This window comes from Algoriphagus oliviformis (assembly GCF_017254915.1).
GTDB classification, from domain to species: Bacteria; Bacteroidota; Bacteroidia; order Cytophagales; family Cyclobacteriaceae; genus Algoriphagus; species Algoriphagus oliviformis.
On sequence record NZ_JAFKCT010000007.1, the window covers coordinates 230,760 to 249,041 of the forward strand.

General features: G+C 49.4%; 10 protein-coding genes and 1 tRNA gene. 9 read left to right on the forward strand and 2 right to left on the reverse strand.

The window, feature by feature from the left end; genetic code table 11:
* Window positions 1-7: 7 nt before the first annotated feature.
* Window positions 8-3,094 (reverse strand): SusC/RagA family TonB-linked outer membrane protein, encoded by a 3,087-nt coding sequence (locus tag J0A68_RS16440; RefSeq protein WP_206579322.1) that lies wholly within the window; start codon window positions 3,092-3,094, stop codon window positions 8-10.
* A gap of 316 nt (window positions 3,095-3,410) precedes the next feature.
* On the reverse strand, window positions 3,411-5,621 hold the full coding sequence (locus tag J0A68_RS16445; protein ID WP_206579323.1) for a sodium-translocating pyrophosphatase: 2,211 nt from the start codon (window positions 5,619-5,621) through the stop codon (window positions 3,411-3,413).
* A gap of 295 nt (window positions 5,622-5,916) precedes the next feature.
* On the opposite strand from J0A68_RS16445, the gene J0A68_RS16450 reads away from it, so the two are divergent.
* The 9 genes from J0A68_RS16450 (at window position 5,917) to J0A68_RS16490 (ending at window position 17,419) form a co-directional block, all read left to right on the forward strand.
* On the forward strand, window positions 5,917-6,207 hold the full coding sequence (locus tag J0A68_RS16450; protein WP_236025629.1) for a hypothetical protein: 291 nt from the start codon (window positions 5,917-5,919) through the stop codon (window positions 6,205-6,207).
* A 189-nt stretch (window positions 6,208-6,396) separates the two neighbouring features.
* Window positions 6,397-6,630: a hypothetical protein gene (locus J0A68_RS16455; RefSeq protein WP_206579325.1), complete on the forward strand. Its 234-nt coding sequence runs from the start codon at window positions 6,397-6,399 to the stop codon at window positions 6,628-6,630.
* 116 nt (window positions 6,631-6,746) lie between these two features.
* Window positions 6,747-6,820, forward strand: a tRNA-Pro gene (locus J0A68_RS16460).
* A gap of 256 nt (window positions 6,821-7,076) precedes the next feature.
* The gene (locus tag J0A68_RS16465; RefSeq protein WP_206579326.1) at window positions 7,077-7,493 is read left to right on the forward strand and encodes a hypothetical protein; all 417 of its coding nucleotides are present in this window, start codon (window positions 7,077-7,079) and stop codon (window positions 7,491-7,493) included.
* A 1,107-nt stretch (window positions 7,494-8,600) separates the two neighbouring features.
* Entirely contained in the window at window positions 8,601-9,194 is a 594-nt protein-coding gene (locus tag J0A68_RS16470; RefSeq protein ID WP_206579327.1) for an RNA polymerase sigma factor, read from the forward strand.
* Between the two features lie 309 nt (window positions 9,195-9,503).
* Window positions 9,504-10,559 carry a FecR family protein gene (locus tag J0A68_RS16475; protein WP_206579328.1) on the forward strand — a complete coding sequence of 352 codons (1,056 nt, stop codon included), beginning with the start codon at window positions 9,504-9,506 and terminating at the stop codon, window positions 10,557-10,559.
* A gap of 144 nt (window positions 10,560-10,703) precedes the next feature.
* Entirely contained in the window at window positions 10,704-14,171 is a 3,468-nt protein-coding gene (locus J0A68_RS16480) for a SusC/RagA family TonB-linked outer membrane protein (RefSeq protein ID WP_206579329.1), read from the forward strand.
* Window positions 14,168-15,952, forward strand: a complete 1,785-nt coding sequence (locus J0A68_RS16485; RefSeq protein WP_206579330.1) for a RagB/SusD family nutrient uptake outer membrane protein — start codon at window positions 14,168-14,170, stop codon at window positions 15,950-15,952. The genes J0A68_RS16480 and J0A68_RS16485 overlap by 4 nt, the downstream gene beginning before the upstream one ends.
* A 24-nt stretch (window positions 15,953-15,976) precedes the next feature.
* The gene (locus J0A68_RS16490) at window positions 15,977-17,419 is read left to right on the forward strand and encodes an arylsulfatase (protein ID WP_236025630.1); all 1,443 of its coding nucleotides are present in this window, start codon (window positions 15,977-15,979) and stop codon (window positions 17,417-17,419) included.
* Window positions 17,420-18,282 lie beyond the last annotated feature (863 nt).

The window sequence follows — 18,282 nt, forward strand, 5'->3', positions numbered from 1 at the left end:
TAGAGGGTTACAGGCCAAGGTTTAAAGACAGGAAGTAACTCTGGACCCCGGGGAATCCGAGACCGGTAAATCCGACCGCATTTCCTCCGGCTCCCGCCGAGAAAGACTCCGGATCAAATCCATCCCAAGGCGTGGAAAGGATGATGTTGTTGGCTGCAAGGGAGATTTTCGCGGTGCGGAAAGGCGTCCTTTCCAGCGTCGAGGCGCTCAGTCGGTAAGCAAGCGTGATGTTGCGGAGCTTGAGGAAGGAGGCATCGGTGACGAAATTCTCCGAGGTGGTCCGGTGGTAGTTTCTCCAGTAGCCAGCCCCATAGTTCACACCGTCTGGGCCCACGCCCTGTCCCAGCCACACTTCCTTGGCGTTTTGCGAGCCATCTGCCAGCACGCCGTCAAAGACTCTGGTGTCATTTCTGGCGAGCGAGGCGGAGCCTTTGCCAAAGGCAGAGATAAAGTTGGCGAACTGGTTATACTGCTCCATTCCCGTGCGGAAGTCGATCAGGAAGGAGAATTCCAGTCCCTTGTAGGAAAAGTTGTTTCTCAGGCCTCCAAAGAACTTGGGTACGGCATTTCCCAAAACCAGCTGCGTGCCGGTGCGGACTGGGAAGCCGTTTGCCCCGATGAGGACGGGGAGACTGCGGTCCAAGGTCTCTGATTCCGGATTGGCGCCTGGCCGGGTGTAGCTGCTTCCGTAGATGTTGCCATAGGCTTGGCCTTCTTTGAGGATCATGGTCACCGTGCTGCCTACGTAGCCAAATTGCGAGCCGACCACGATTTGGTCAATGCCCTCGCGGATCTCCTTGATTTCATTTTTGTTGGTCGTGAGGTTGGCGGTGACATCCCATCGGAAGTCTCCTTTTTCCACCGGAGTGGCTCCCAGGACGATCTCCCAGCCCCGGTTTTCGATTTCGCCTGCATTGGTGGTGTAGGAGGAAAAGCCCGTCGCATCGGAGACCGGCACTGGGATGATTTGGTCTTTTGCGTTTGACTTGTAGTAGGTCACGTCGAGGTTTAGGCGGTTGCTGAAAAAGGCCAGTTGGGTCCCAAACTCCAGGGATTGCGTGGTCTCCGGCTTCAGGTTGGGATCGCCAAAGGCCGAGTTTCTGGAGAAGCCTACCTGTCCGTCCAGCGGGTAGCCGTCGGGTGAGACGAAGGTCGCCCCTAGTAGGTGAGGGCTGGTGTCCTTGCCGACCTCAGCTATCGAGGCGCGGAGCTTTCCAAAGGTCAGCCAGCTCGGCAGGCTCAGGTTTTCGCTGAAAACATAACCCAAGTTCACCGAAGGGTAAAAGAAGGAGTTGTTGTCCTTGGGCAGGGTGGAGGAGATGTCGTTTCTGCCGGTGATGTTGAGGAAAAGGAAGTTTTTATAGTCCACCATCAGGTCACCGTAGAAGCCGACCAGCCTGCGGATGCTTTTGGCCTGGGAGCCAAATACCTGGGTCGTGTTGTTGATGTTGTAAAATCCCGGGATGACAAAGTTGGAACCAGAGAGCGAGATTCTGTCTGACTTTCGCTCGAAGATGTCATTTCCCAGTCGAAGCTGGGTGTTCCAGTTTTCATTCCATTGTTTTTTCAGGGTAATGTAGAAGTTGGACGTCAGGTCGCGGCTGTTGATTTTGGTCTCTTCTATCGAGCCGGTGCTGCTGAGCGGGACTTCGCCGTCGATCCCCATGGGGCCGGGAGTGATGGCCTCGCGGGAGTCGGAGTAGGTGTCCATTCCCAGCCGGTAGGAGAGCGTGACCCAGTCGGCGGGGCTGTAGTTGAAGTTCAGGTTTCCGATGATTCGGTTCACGTCATCCTTGTAGGTGGAGAATCGGGCATCGTAGATGGGGTTGGTGTTGCCGCCGGTGGACTTCATCGTGCCGTCTGGGTTGATGTAGTCGGTGACATCGGTGGTCTCTGACCAGTACATCATCCGCTCCAGGAAGCGGTCGTGAGGCACGCGGTTTCCCCCGGAGTTGGTGTAGTTCATGGAAGCCGTGAAGTTGAATTTCTCGCTGGCTGTGATGGTGCCGGAGAGTTTGGCGCTGGTACGATCCCAGGTGGAAAAGGGGATGATCCCGTTTTGGTCCAAGCGGCCAAATGAGCCGTAGAAAGTTGCCTTTTCGTTTCCTCCGGACACGCTCAGGCTGTTGTCAAATTGGATTCCGGTGTCAAAGGCATTGTTCCAGTTGTCTTGGTACACGTAGCTCGGGTCATTTTCCTCGGCGATGCTGGCGCCCCAAGCGGGCCAGAAGCTGTTGTCGTCCCGCACCCCGGAGAAGCCCTGTCCATACTGGTCTTGCAGTTCGGGCATTTTCGCCAGCTTGTCAAATCCCAAGGACGAGTTGAAGTCCACGCGGATTTCGCCGGCTTTTCCTTTTTTGGTGGTGATGATGACTGCACCGTTTGCCGCACGTACGCCATAGAGCGCCGTGGCAGCAGCTCCCTTCAGCACAGACATGGACTCCAGGTCGTTGGGGTTGATGTCGGCGATCCGGTTGGACATGCCGCGAGGCGTGCCGGATGATTCCACGGTGGAGTTGTCCACAGGTACCCCGTCCACCACGAAGAGGGGCTGGTTGTCAGCGGAGGGGTCCAGGGAGTTGATGCCCCGGATGATGATCCGGGCCGATTGACCCGGCGCACCGCCCGAGTTGGTCACCTGCACTCCGGCCACTTGGCCTTGGAGGGAGTTGACGACATTGGGCTGGCGGGTCTTGGTGATCTCGGCCGCGTCGATGTTTTGCGCGGCGTAGCCTAGGGATTTTTTCTCCTGCGAAATGCCAAAGGCGGTCACGATCACCTCATCCAGCTGGGAGGTTTCCGTTGCCAGAGAGATGTTGATCGTGGTGCTGCTGCCGACTGTTTGGGTCTTGTTTTGGTAGCCTATAAAGGAAAAAACCAAGACCGATTCTGGTCCCGGTACCGAGATGGAATAGTTGCCGTCCACATCGGAGACGGTGCCGGTACTTGTCCCTTGGATCAGGATGCTCACCCCAGGTAGGGGGAGTCCATCCTCTGCGGAAGTCACTTTTCCCTTGATCTGCTGTTGGGCCATTGCGGGCAAAGCCAACGCGCAAACCAATAGAAAAAGCATGAAAACGTAGCTTTTCTTCATGGTAATAGTTGTTTAGGGTATAGGTTAATAACTGGTACTGTCAGGTCATACAGGCAAAAAACCGGTTTGAAGCCGGAAGTGGCCGCCTTGTTCTTTTATGGGTGGAAAGAGAGGCAAAATTGGGGTTTCCCCCAATGGGCTAATGGTTGACAGGTTTCAATTTAAGCGAAGAGCCGAGAAAATTCAACAAAATGCACGCTATTTATACCGTTTCAACGCCAGCTCAATGTGGTCTTTGATATCTCAGAGCTATGGCAGGAAAGAAAAAAGCCGTCCCTTGAGAGGGGACGGCTAGGCTTATCTGGTAGTCGTAAGGCTATTTTACAATCGTCTCGGTGACGGTCTCGGTCCGCTTGCCGTCCACGACTTTCACTTCTTTTTTGACCTCTACTTTCTTGGACATAGCGTGTTCGCCATGCGGTCCTTCGGAGATGTGCGGGGCGATCACCAAGGCCACGATGGACATCAGTTTGATGAGGATGTTCATGGACGGGCCGGAGGTGTCTTTGAAAGGATCGCCCACGGTATCCCCGGTTACCGAGGCTTTGTGGGGTTCGGATTTTTTGTAGAAAGTCTCTCCGTTGATCAGCACGCCTTTTTCAAAGGATTTTTTCGCATTGTCCCAGGCGCCGCCGGCATTGGACTGGAACATGCCCATCAGCACTCCAGATACGGTCACACCAGCCAGCAGGCCACCCAAAACTTCCGGTCCGAAAGCAAAACCGATGACGATAGGGGTGATCAAGGCAATTGCGCCTGGAGCGATCATCTCGCGGATGGAGGCTTTGGTGGATATTTCCACGCACTTTTCGTACTCTGGCTTGGACTTGTACTCCATGATGCCTGGGATTTCCTTAAACTGGCGTCTGACCTCGTTCACCATGTCCATGGCGGCACGGCCTACGGCTGCAATGGCCAGGGAGGAGAAAATGAAAGGAATCATGCCGCCCACGAAAAGCCCGGCGAGCACGTCAGCCTTGTAGATGTCAATGGCGGTGATGCCGGAGATTCCCACGAAAGCCGCAAAAAGCGCCAACGAGGTCAGTGCCGCGGAAGCGATGGCAAAGCCTTTTCCCGTCGCCGCGGTGGTATTTCCTACCGCGTCCAAAATGTCTGTTCGGCCACGGACTTCCTCAGGAAGCTGGCTCATCTCGGCGATCCCACCGGCATTGTCAGCGATGGGGCCAAAAGCGTCTATCGCCAGCTGCATGGCCGTGGTGGCCATCATGCCCGCAGCGGCGATGGCTACGCCGTACAGCCCTGCAAACTCATAAGCTCCATAGATCCCGCCTGCCAGTACCAAAATCGGCAACACGGTAGATTCCATCCCTACCGAAAGTCCGCCAATGATGTTGGTGGCGTGGCCGGTGCCGCTCTGCTTTACGATGGAGAGCACGGGGCGTTTGCCCATGGCGGTGTAGTATTCGGTGATGATGGACATCAGCGTGCCCACTACCAAGCCCAGGATGATTGCATAAAACACGTCCATGCTCGTGAAGTCGACTCCACGGATGGAAAGCGTCTCGGGGAGCATGTGTTTTACCACAAAGAAAGATGCGATGCCGGTGAAGACAATGGAGGACCAGTTGCCCATGTTGAGTGCTTTTTGGACGTCGCCTTTTTCGTCTTTCACCGTCACGAAAGCCATCCCGAGAATGGAGAAGATGATGCCCAGCCCGGCAAGTACCATCGGAAGTAGGATGGGAGCGATTCCTCCAAAAGCATCTACGGATACGATCTCTTGGCCGAGAACCATGGTAGCAAGGATCGTGGCCACATAGGAGCCAAACAAATCCGCGCCCATTCCGGCCACGTCACCCACGTTGTCGCCCACGTTGTCGGCGATGGTGGCGGGGTTTCTCACGTCATCCTCGGGGATGCCTGCCTCTACTTTTCCCACCAGGTCTGCTCCCACGTCGGCGGCCTTGGTGTAGATGCCTCCGCCCACACGGGCGAAAAGGGCGATGGACTCAGCGCCCAGGGAGAAGCCCGCGAGGACTTCCAGGGCTTTTTCCATTTCCAGGCCATTGACCCCTGCCCCGACATTGATCACATAGAACTGATAGAAGACGATGAAGAGGGAGCCAAGGCCCAAGACCGCCAGACCGGCCACCCCCAGTCCCATCACGGAGCCGCCAGTGAAGGACACCTTGAGTGCCTGCTTGAGGCTGGTGCGCGCTGCTTGGGTGGTTCGGACGTTTGCCTTGGTGGCGATTTTCATCCCGATATAGCCCGCCAAAGCAGACAAAAAAGCACCGATCAAAAAGGAAATGGCAATCACGGGGCTGGACGTCTCCACCAGTGTGCCCGACCAAGCGAGTAGAATGCCTGCGATGATGGCAAAGTAGGAGAGGACTTTCCATTCCGCCTTGAGAAATGCCATGGCGCCGTCGGCGATGTAGCCGGAGAGTTCCACCATGTTTTTGTCTCCTGTGGCCTGCTTAGTGACCCAGGCCGACTTGACTGCCATTACCAGCAGGCCGACTAGCCCCAGCGCAGGGACTAAGTAAATCAGCGCTTGTTCCATAATTTATTCGGATTCTAATGAGGTTTACTGTTAGTTAATTGGGCAAATATATCATTTCTGCCCAATGCTCCAAGTTGGATAAAATTCACTTGAAACCGTACAAAAAAATCCCCAGGCTGGATGGTTCAGGCGGAATTTTCACAAATTTGGACACGGTTTTACCGGCGATTTCCGCTGATTCCCGGCTTTTGATTGGGATTCATATCCGTGGGATTGGGCTCTAATCCATTGACTGTTAGTGTAGTGTGGAGGGCCGGTTCAGCCTTTTAAAAAAAAAATCAACAAGCTTATGTCTATGAATACATCAAAAGAAGATTTTTTGGCGGCACCATCCTCCCGATGGAAAGATTCTCCCATACTGCTGGCGCTCTGGCATGATGGCCATGGGGATTGGAGCTCGGCGCATGACCAGGTGGATCACCTGGGCGGAAAGAGCGCCGCCAGGGTACATGCCTATCTCCACAGAAAGGAGGGGGACCAGTGGAATGCGGACTATTGGTATGCCCAAGCGGGAGAGAAGCGTCCCGCCCATGGACTGCAGGAGGAATGGGAAGAGCTGTTTGAAAGGTTCTTTCCCGGGAAGTAGCAGGCGGGCCACTGTGAGAGAGGACTTTCTAAGAAATAATTAGGGAATGTGTCCTAAAATAAGTAAAAATTTAGGTGAAGTACCGGTTTTGCCGCCTGTTTGCCCTGGTTTGGCCTAAAAAATACCCTACACAGGGTATTTTTTAGGATTGGGAGTCGGGGTATTTTTGGGAAAACCAACCTAGAAGAAATGAAGTTCTTTTACCTCTCCTCCATTGCCAACGGGAATGGGGATTTTGAGATCCACGATAAAGAGTGCGGAAGTATCCCGGGGTCATTGGACCGGGACTATTTGGGGCCGTTCAACAACTGTCAAGAGGCGCTGCGCAAGGCACAGTCCCTAAATCCCAAGGCGGTGTGCTGCGACTCTTGCTGCAAGACCACTTTCCAGGCTGTCATCAATGCCAAACTGGGAAATAGATAGACTCCAAACCGCCAAAATCCTTTCCCTTGAAAATCAGCGGGCTTGATGCCAATCTTGGAAAATTGGGCCCAGGGCCTTTTTTTAATCTGTGAAAATCGTAATTTCGAAACCCGAATCGGGGTGTGGCGCAGTCCGGTAGCGTACACGTCTGGGGGGCGTGTGGTCGCAGGTTCAAATCCTGTCACCCCGACTTGATTATCAGGGAGTTGTGAGATTGATGTCTCATTGCTCCCTTTTTTTGTGGGTAGATTTTTCTGGTTCCCTTTTGGATGATGTCCTCTGGGAATAGTCAGCTTATTGGTAGGACTAGGGGTAGTTTGCAAATCCCACTCAGCCTAAAACTGAACTTCAAAGGCGCTGAGAAGAAACTGAGTCTAGAGGGCAAAAAGGCAATAGCCTCAGCGGCCAGGGAGGGTTTGCGTGCTGGAATGAAATAGCTTTATTGTATGGGATTTGATTTTGAATATATTTTCTATAGGTTAACCAGACTGTACATCAAATGGGACGGCAGAGGTGGCGTGACCTCTGTAGTAGCAATAGCTATGATACAGACAGTTTTGTTGGTGATAGCTGTAGGGTTGGTGTTATTGGTTTTTGTGAGGGTTGATAAAGTGCCTGAATATGTTGAGTATTTCAAATATTTAATTGGCGTTTGCTATTTCCTGTTTTCAATTAGAGCATATAGGAAGTATTCGGGTCTATATAATGAACTGGGGAAGCGGTGGGGGAAGGAATCTAAAAAGGTGTCTGTTTTGAAGGGCTTTGGGGTTTTGTTGTCTTTATTGGTTCCTTGGATTTTGTTTGGGTTGATGGTTGTGAAGAAAGATTTTTTATCTGGTATTCTATATTTTGGGTCAGAATAAAGCGTGACGATGTGTTTGTCTTATATCAAAGCACCTGTTTTGAGGTTTGTTGTATTCTACATATTGGTTTTTACAGCATGTACAACAAATTATCCTTTGGACTTGGGTGAAAACTATAGATTGGACTATGATCCCAATAGCTATTTTAATATAGTTGGTGAAGACGGTTTGATTCTCATCGACTCTCATGTTTCCGGATTTGGCTTCGATTCATTGTTTATAGTCGTGGAGCAAAAGCCGATTGATTTTATTTTGAAAGGTACTTATCACGATCCAGAGATGAATTTACAGGAGCGGAAGCATTAATTGGGGGAAAATCAAATTCTGTTTTATTGGATAATCAACAAGCAAGAGGAACGTGTGTTTGATGAGGCAACGAGATCCTATCCGAATGTCTATGGACCTTATTCGTTTGAGGAATTTATGGTCAAAAGAAATGAATTGAATGTTTCTCCAGATCTGGTATCGGCTCCCGAAAATTGAAGCTTGGGTTTAGCTGTCGCGTTAGTCTGTAGGATTTTTTGTAGAATCTTTTAGTTGATCTTCAGGTCTGTCAATACTAAGTGGCATCTTCGGGCTTCAAGTAGCTTCGCATAGCGGAAAGTGATTTTTTGAAGCGGTATGATTTTCAGTCAGCGGTTGCTTTTTTGGCCTTATTGCCGCTGGTCTTTGATACAAGGGGGAAGCCGGGCTAGCAGCTGGCAGCCAATGGACTTTTTCTTTCAGACTAGCATTTGGCATAGCCTGATACAGATTTCCATAGTCGCAAAAGTCCATGACAAACGAAAACTTTCTCCGTTTTGGATGTGGGTGCGGTACTTGACGATGGCAAGACTGCCGGAGAACACTCTGTTAGCCTGTCGAACAACGCCCTTTCCGCGCCGACGCTCTTGGCTTTTCTCGTTCAGAAGTCAGATAGGAGGAGAATCCTGGGCCATAGCAAAAAAGTTAGGTTGCCTACTGATAGAGGGAGAAAAATGTGGGGATATGATACGTTTTTATGGGTTGTAATAGAGGCGTCTGAAAAAAAAGTGCGATTATTACTGATTGTTCGAAGTTATAGGTCAAAAGCCCCAATCTGAAAAGCAAAGAGAATCCGATCAATCCATGCCCGAAAATCGTCCGCATCAAACAGAATTGCTAGTAGAGGAACTATCCAGAGGTTCGGAACGCGCGTTTCATGGACTGTATACCCAATATGGAAAGAAAGTCTATCTGCTGGGAATCAAACTAGGCTATGGACATGAAGATGCGGAAGGGCTGGTACAGGAGGTCTTTTTGAAAATATGGAAGAACAAAACGCAGCTCAAACCTGAATTCTGTTTTGAAGCCTATCTTGTGAAGGTTGCCAAGTCCATGGTGTATCGGAAAGTCAGCCGGATGAAGTTGGAGAAAGATTACATCCAACACTTGGGTAGCTCAAAGGATTCGAAAGACAACGGGACGGAAGATTATGTGATTTTTCAGGATCTGCTGTGCCATTCTCTGTCAGAGCTGGATAGCCTGTCTCCCAAGCAAAAGCAGGTGTTTATGATGAAAAACTTTGAGCACCTATCAGTCGATGAGATTGCAGAGCGGCTCAACCTGTCCAAGAGGACGGTGGAAAACCAGATCTTCCGAGCGAGCAAACAACTCAAGAAGAAAATCTCGGGCTTGGGAAATGTCTTGACAGTCATCTGTACCTTCATTTCGCTTGGCTGATTTCCTTTTTTTTGGCGTTCCTCGACTAGGGAGCGGCAGGTTAGGTGTTTTTTTTGTTTCCGTACGATTTTTCTGCCAGTAGACGAATTTTCATTGACAATTGAGCCTGCCTGTTTGCTCAGGTAGGCCGGAAAACCCCGCCAAGGGGGCAGGCGAAGAACGATGTGGCATTTTCGACTTGGTTTCCCGGTACGAATGCTAGTCTTAGGTAGCTGCTGGCAACTAGCGTATATCCAATTATTTTTTTTGCCATCGTGTGAGTATTGGGTAAAGTTGGTGTCTATTTACTGGGTAGAAGCAACATTTTAAATGGATAGATTCACCCAGATTCAACGGTTTTTAGGCGGCAAACTCCCCGAGGGGGAGCGGGATGAGTTTAATTTTTGGATCCAGTCGCCTGAAGGCCGAGCCTTTTTTGACCAATATATTGACTCCCTGTGGGAAGCACTCCCGGAGGATTCGGAGTCGGTGTGGGATGGAGAGGGGTTGTACCAGCAGCTAAAGGGGCAATTGGACCTTCGGCAGCAGGCTACCATGGAGACTTACGAAAACAAGCGAGGCACAAGACAGCGGATGATGTGGTCGTGGAGACGGTCTGTGGCAGCGGTTTTCTTGGCTTTTGCTTTGGGGATGATCTGGAATCAGTGGGGAGGCGGCATCTCAGCCTCCGACTCCAAGGAAGAGTCGACACATCTGTCCTTTGTGCAAAAGGAAAATCCCCCCGGCAAGAAATCGAAGATCACCCTGCCCGATGGGTCGGTGGTGTTTCTTAATTCCGCAAGTAAAATCGAGTTTGCGGAAAACTTTGTTTCCAACCGTCTGGTGAAGTTGGACGGAGAAGCCTACTTCGAGGTGAAGAAGGGAGCTCATAATCCATTTCGCGTGGAGGCCGGAGCTACCGTGACCCAAGCGATCGGGACATCGTTTAACATCCGCACATTTGACGGCCAACCTGATGCGGTGATCACCTTGGTGAGTGGGATCGTCAAAGTAGCTGAGACGGAGACCAAGACCGAAGTCACACTGTCCCCGGGGGAAGCCGCCCGCTATGTGAAGGAAGCACAGTCCCTGACGACCTATACCCTAGACCCGATGGAGTCGATCAGCTGGGTGTATGGGGTATTGAGATTTGATGACGCGCCGATGACCGAGATTATTCCACACCTGGAAAACTGGTACGGAGTGTATTTTGAATTATCGGGAGAAGCTCCGAAAGAAAAGATCTCTGGCACATTCCAAAAAGGAGAAACCCTGGAAAATGTCTTGCTATCCATATCCCATACACTGGGATTTACCTATAAAATCAATCAGAAAAATGTCCAGTTATACTTTAACCCCGTCAAACCTGCTTATGAGAAGAATTGAAAAGCTTTAAAAAAAAACCGGGAAAGTACGCCAATACTTTGCCCGGTTTAGACAAGCGAGACAAGTACCCCCAGACGATCTGAGACTTGGTATGGGGATTCAATTAATCAATGTTTAGTTCCACTTGTACACAACTTTAAATCTATGAAAAAATCTATACGCTTTTTACTCATGGCGTCAAAGTTTATGCTATATGGGTTCTTGATAGTCATGCTGCTATTTAGTCCCGTGATGGCTTCTTCGGGTAATGCCCAGGTCAAATCGATCGAAGAGGTTAATATCAAACTGAAACACAAAAGGGCTACTGTAAGCCGGTTTTTTAGCGAAATCGAATCCCTTACCGAGTTCAAATTCCTACTTTCCGACCAGACGCTCAAGCTGGATGCAGAGGTGACGATGAAGAAAGCGGAGGGGTCAGTTGCTGAGATTTTATACCAGATCGGAGCCCAATCCCATTTGAATTTTAAGCAAGTCAATCAGACCATTTCCGTGGGAAAGCAAGCGGTGAACGAAGCTACTCCGGCGGTGGTGCTGGAAGATGTCTTAGTCAGCGGAAAGGTGACTTCGGAGGCAGAGCCAGAGGGAGTGCCTTATATGACGGTCATTCTCAAAGGAACCACCAGAGGGACCGTGACCGATATCGATGGGAACTTTTCCATTACAGTGCCCGAAGAAGGAGCTGTATTGGTGTTTTCTTCCATAGGATATGTCAGCCAGGAAGTTGCTGTAGGCAATGCCAGAACACTTCAAATCGTGATGCAGGAGGAGGTTTCCGCTCTCAACGAGGTCGTGGTGGTAGGTTTTGGAAGCAAGGAGCGTGAGGATATCACGGGTGCAGTCAGCTCCGCCAAAATGGAGAAAATAATCGGTGACAGGCCAGTGACAGATGCGACCCGGGCTCTTCAGGGTACGATTCCCGGCCTTCAGGTAACCTACGGCTCTGGGCAGCCAGGTAGCCCGACGAGTATCAACATCCGGGGCTTTGAATCCATCAACGGCGGCAACCCTCTGGTGCTGGTGGACAATATCCGCATGAGTCTGGATGATGTCAATCCACGGGATATTGAAGACATCGCAGTTCTGAAGGACGCATCTGCGGCTTCTATCTACGGTGCCGAAGCGGCGTTTGGGGTGATATTGATCACGACCAAGTCCGGCAAGAAAAATCAGCCGACCCGAGTGGACTATTCCAACAACTTCGGGTTTACCGGCCCGTCAACTTTACCAAAGAAGGCTTCTCCGCTGCAATTTGCCACTGCATTGAACGACTGGGGACAGACGACCTATTGGACGGGACAGAATGTCCAAGACTGGATCGGATATATCAATGAATACAATGCGAATCCTTCGGCCTATCCGGATGGATATATAGCAGATCCAAATGGGCTTCGGTATTATGTCCGTGAAAATGACCAGATCAAGGAATTTCTCGGGGCCAATGGATTTGAGCAAATCCACAACCTTGCCGTGAGCGGCGGTACCGAAAAGACTTCCTATCGGGTGTCTTTGGGCTACAATGACGAAGATGGGATCATGATTACGGATAAGGATCGGTTTAAGCGTTACAATGGCAACCTGAACCTCTCTACTGACTTGACTTCCAAATTGAATGCAACATTTAGCGTCAATTATAAAAACGGACTGAGAACGGGACCTGCCAGTGGAGATTGGGGTAGTATTTACTACAATGCATTGACCATGCACTCGGCTACTCCTGTGGGCTATGATGAGCAGCCAAATGGTGAACTGATTCCATTTGCTACACCAGCCAACATTATCAGATATTCTCCCATACGGGAGAATTTCGACGAGAAGGTGCGATTCTACAACAAGCTGACCTATACTGTCGCTAAGGGTTTTGAATTCAACGGAGAATTGTCCTTGGAGAGAACCCATACGGATGCCAATGCACCTTCCTATAGACCGACCATGGTCACTCCGACCACGCTGAATATTGAGCAGTATCAGCCATCGCAGTCCCAATATTATATCACCACGGCGAAGCGCAACTATCAGGCACTGAACCTATATGGGAAGTATGAGAAGGTCATCGATAAGCATCAGATGAACTTTATGCTGGGGATGAATCAGCAGGCTTCAAAATATGAAGGGTTCAGCTCGACTCGAAAAGAACTGATCTCTCCCGACACGCCGGGACTATCTACTTCCAATGGGGTTATTTCGGTCAACGATTTCTATACAGACTACGGTATCATCGGGGTCTTTGGACGAGTCAACTACCAGTATGATGACAAATTCCTTTTGGAAATGAATGGCCGTTATGACGGATCTTCCCGATTCCCTGACGGACACCGCTTTGGTTTCTTCCCTTCCTTTGCCGGTGCCTGGAAAATCCACCGGGAGGGGTTCATGCAAAACAATGAAATCATTACCGGACTTAAGCTAAGGGCTTCTTGGGGTGAAATCGGGAACCAGAACATCGAGGAAAAATGGGGTAACTACCCCTATCTTCCGATTATGAATGCAGGCAATGTATCCTGGATCAACAATGACTCCGGACAGCTTGCCGTATCCCTATCTCCTCCGGATCTAGTGAGTAATTCCTTTACCTGGGAAACTGTGCGAACGGCGAATATCGGTTTGGACTTTGGGGTCTTTGACAATAGACTATACACTACATTCGATATCTACCGACGAATGACGCTGGATATGTTAGCAGCGGGATCTCAGCTTCCGAATGTACTAGGAGCAGATCCACCGCTTCAAAACGTCGCAGACCTCAAGACTTTCGGTTGGGAATTGGATATGAAGTGGAGGGATGTCGTCGGAAAGGTCAATTACAATGTAGGGTTCAACCTGTATGACAATCAGACTGAGATCGTAAACTTCAAGAATGAAGAAGGGCTGTTGTCTCAATATTATCCGGGTCGGAAAATAGGTGAAATCTGGGGTTATGTGACCGATGGGTATTATACCGTGGATGATTTCGTCGAAGGCTCTCTGGATGATAACCTCATGAATGGACAATTGAAAGATGGAATCCCGGCATACAAAGGAAGAACCCAGAATCCGGGGGATATCAAATACAAGGATCTGAACGGCGACGGAGAGATTTTCAGTGGGATCGGTACCCTGGATGATCCGGGGGATAGAAGGATCATCGGCAACAGCACCCGCAGATTTGAGTTTGGCCTTAACGGTAGTATGAACTACGGGAACTTCGATTTTGCTTTCCTCCTCCGCGGGATTGGCAAGCGTGACCTCTGGTTGAGCGATGGAGTGAGGTTCCCTTATGTCAGCGAGTTCAATGGGGTCTTTGCCCATCAGTTGGACTATTGGACTCCGGAAAACACCGATGCGTATTTCCCTAGAAACTACCCCAATGCAGGTGTAAACTATGGCATCAGCCGCCAGACTCAGACCAAATATCTAGTGAACGGCTCCTATCTAAGAGTTCAGAACATCACGTTTGGCTATTCCCTGAGACCGAAATGGGCTGAAAAGATGCGGATATTTTTCTCCGGAGAGAACCTCTTCAATTTCGATCACCTGCCGGATGGATTGGATGCAGATCTTCAGGGGGTGAATCAAGGAGGAAACTATCCATTCATCAAAAAAGTATCGCTGGGCCTTAACGTGACATTCAGATGAGATTAAAGTCTTTAAAATTCAATAAAATAATAGGTGCAATTGCACTATCACTTTCTTTTGCTGCTTGTAATACTTTGGACACCGCGCCGGAGTTGGCTTTCAGTGAGGAAAACGCATTTGAAAATTTTCAGGTTACCCAGACATATGCTTTGGGACTCTATACCCGATTTGAAGGGTACGATCTGAATCGTATCAATAGTGACTATGATGCCGATTTGATGATGAACAATAGTTCATCTCAAGGATCGAACTGGATCTGGGGACGTATCGTGCCACCGGCGACGTCTTCGATTTGGAATTTCAGCTTTGTGCGTCAAGTCAATATTATGCTTGACAATCTGGAGGCATCCAATATGAACGAGGCGGAGAAAAACCACTGGAGATCCGTGGGGTATTTCTTCAGAGCCTTTGATTACTATGAAAAAATCGCCGCATTCGGCGATGTGCCTTGGGTGGATCGAGTACTTACAGACCAAGATGAGCTTTTATATGCACCACGTACACCAAGAGCTGAGTTGGCAGACCATATATTGGAGGATTTGATTTTTGCCGAAGCCAATATCATGGAGCCCGGTACCAATGGGATCGTTTCCAACTCGGTTAGCAAAGATGTCGTTAACGCATTGATTTCCCGTTTTGGGCTGTTTGAAGGGACTTGGAGGAAATATCATAACCTCGGTGGAGGCGAAAAGTATCTCCGCGCCAGTGTGGAGGCCTCCGAAAAGCTCTTGGTTAAGCACCCGATTCTGCATCAGAATTATGATGAGCTCTTCAATAGCGAGTCCTTAGAAGGTGTTAAAGGTATTCTGCTCTATAAAAACTACCAACTTGGTTTGGTCACGCACATCCTGACTTCGAGACATCGTAACTCTGCCGGTAATTGGGATATTACAAAACGAGGGGCGGATTCCTATCTGATGAAAGATGGCAAAACCAGATGGAATAGCCCATTGTTTGAAACGGACAAGGATGCTTATGCAGAATTCAGAAACCGTGATCAGAGAATGCTCTACACGATAGTCCCTCCGTTCCGAGTGGTAGCAAGCGGAACTGACCGTTTGGCATGGGATTATACCGAAGATCCAAAGGATAGAGAATACATCGATTTGTTTAAGTCTTTGAGTTCAGCGGCTCAGAAGGAGCTTCCGTCTCGAAACTGGGCAGGTTTTGTCTTGAAAGTGTCTCCTCACTATAGGGATTTCAATGAAGGACATCCGTACAACGTGTCCAGAACCGGCTATAACCTGTTCAAATATTATTCCCGACTTCACGATATCCAAAACGTGGATTATTCCGACGCTCCGATCTTCCGAATGGGAGAGGTAATGGTCAACCATGCCGAAGCCAAATGGGAACTGGGCGAGTTTGATCAGGATGTGGCGGATCGCACGATCAACAAGCTGCGTGAACGCGCCAAGGTGAGTCCAATGGTGGTCAGTGAAATCACTCCGGATTTCGATCCTACCCGTGACCAGACAGTAGATCCGGTCTTGTGGGAGATCAGAAGAGAGCGTGGTGTAGAATTGATGGCTGAGGGCTTCCGATTTGATGACCTGAGAAGATGGAAGAAAATGAGTTATGCTTCAGAACCAAAATTGGGGCGTTGGATCAAGGCATCTGATGTCAGCAATCGAATCCCGATTCAGGGAGGAGCTTCCCAAGGGTATATCCAGTTTTTCTCTGGCAATCCTCCGGCATTCCCAGATTACTATTATCTGTATCCTTTGCCTACTGAAGAGCTAGCACTTAATCCAAACCTAGTTCAGAATCCAGGCTGGTAAGATTTAATTTTCAATCAGGTCAGGATGGGGCAGCCCGTCCTGGCCTTTTTTATTTATATCATGAGAGTTCGAACAAAAACTATTTCGGCATTAATTTTTTCATTGGTGGTTTTTTGCATGACTGGGCTGTCTTATGCTCAAAGCAAAGCTCCCAATATTGTATTGATTGTGGCAGATGATTTGGGGATCGGAGATATTGGGCCTTATGGGCAAAAAATGATCAGAACTCCAGTGCTGGACCGGATGGCAAGCGAAGGTATGCTGTTTTCTGACTTTTATGCTGGGAATACCGTCTGTGCACCATCTAGGGCTAGTTTGATGACTGGCCAGCATAGTGGGCATACGCTGGTGCGGGGCAATGGGGAATTTCCGCTCGACCCCGACCAAAAGATCCTTCCCGAATACCTGAAGCAATCCGGATATGCGACCGCACTATTTGGTAAATGGGGAATGGGCTTACTGGGTTCGACAGGAAGTCCCGAAAAACGGGGTTGGGATGTGTTTTCGGGTCATTTGCATCACGTTGACGCACATTTTCAAAAGCCCGATTCCCTGGATGTGCTGGATCGGGGCTTGATCCAAAAACAGGCGATTCCTGAGGGAATGTATGCCAATGAATATTTTACGCGACTGGCAGAAGAGTTTATCACGGAAAAAAAAGACCAACCATTTTTCCTGTTTTTGTCCTATTCCGTACCTCACGCCGAGCTAGTCCTGAGTCCTGAAGCGATTCAGCCCTATCTCGACTCCAAGGGAGAGAGTATATTTCCAAACGAACAGCCTTGGCCTCATGGGAGACATTACGGCCCTCAGCGCTTTCCCAAAGCAGCCTATGCCGGGATGGTAACGTTTATCGATCAGCAGGTAGGGAAAATCCTCGAAACCCTAAAGCGTCAGGGAGTAGATGAAAACACAATTGTGATTTTTACTTCTGACAACGGAACACATGTAGAAGGAGGAAGGTCTGTCAATGATATTGATTTCTTCAAAAGCAGCGGGATCTATCGAGGGCAAAAAAGAGACCTGTATGAAGGAGGGCTTCGGGTGCCTTTTATTGTACGCTGGCCTGCCAAAATCCAAGCTGGGGCAACATCCGGTTATCGTGGCGTGTTCTGGGATTTGCTTCCGACGTTTACCCAATTAGCTGGAAAGCAAGCAAAAGATACCGATGGGATTTCCTTTGCGCCAACGCTATTGGGCAAAAAATCCCAAAAGTCTCATCCGCACCTGTATTGGGAGTTTCATGAGTTTGGGGGAAAACAAGCCTTACTAAAAGACAATTGGAAAATTGTAAGGCTCAATGTGTCTAAGGAGAGATATGGACAGGTTGAACTTTATGACTTGTCCAGTGATCCAACCGAATCCAACGACCTTGCGGGCTCTATGCCTGAAAAAGCCCGAGAGCTTACGGTAATTATGGACAGTGTTCGCACTTCCAATCCGAATTTCAATTTTGGATACAAATGATAAAGTCGGGAAATCATCGACCCGGCCTCCCGTCCCTCGGGCGACCGGATGGTCTGAAATGAGCTGGTGGGATTTATGTTAATAAGAAGCCCTGCATGTACCCTTGCCCATCGGATCCTCCCACCAAACTCAGGGACAGCCCTTGTGGGTACGAGACGCAGTTTTTGCTTATTGGAGCTTTTTGAGACAGGAAAATAGTCGTAATGGATGGTACTCGGAAAGGACAAGGAAACGGGCAGAAAAACGACCACGGAAAATGCTCTTTTTCTGTTTTCAGAAAAGAATCAAACAGTTTTTTATGCGACTTAAGTTGAATGAAGGTCGAGTCTGGGACGGGGCTTGATCACCATGCAGCAGGGAAAAAAAAGGAACTTTTTCGAGGGGCTTCCTTTCAACAAGGTAGCTTGGTGAAGTTGTCGATATCCCCGGGAAAGATGGGAAAGCCGCAGGCGGTCGGGGGCTGTCCTATTCGTGGCTCTCGTCCGTCTCTACACCCAGCATCGCCTTTCGGTACGGGGTAGAAGAAACGGCGTTTTGTCGACTTTGGTAGAGTCACTGATGCTTACTTTTGGCTTTGAGATGTAGGGGTATTTGAAAGTAGTTTCGATCTGTGGTATCTGGTTTCATGATTATCCGCAATCTTGCCAGTAAGCAAATTTACTTCTTTAATCGGGCCTGCCTAAGCAGACAGGCCTGTCTGCTTAGGCAGGCTGGAAGATCCCGACACGTCGGGCAGGCGATGACCGAGGAGCGAAGTAGGGCAAAGCCCCAATTTTAGCGTTCTTTCGGATTGTCGCGGCTGCCTAGTCGCATAAAAGCGGATAATCATGTTCTTTTTTCAATTCTTCTCGAAATAATTTGGT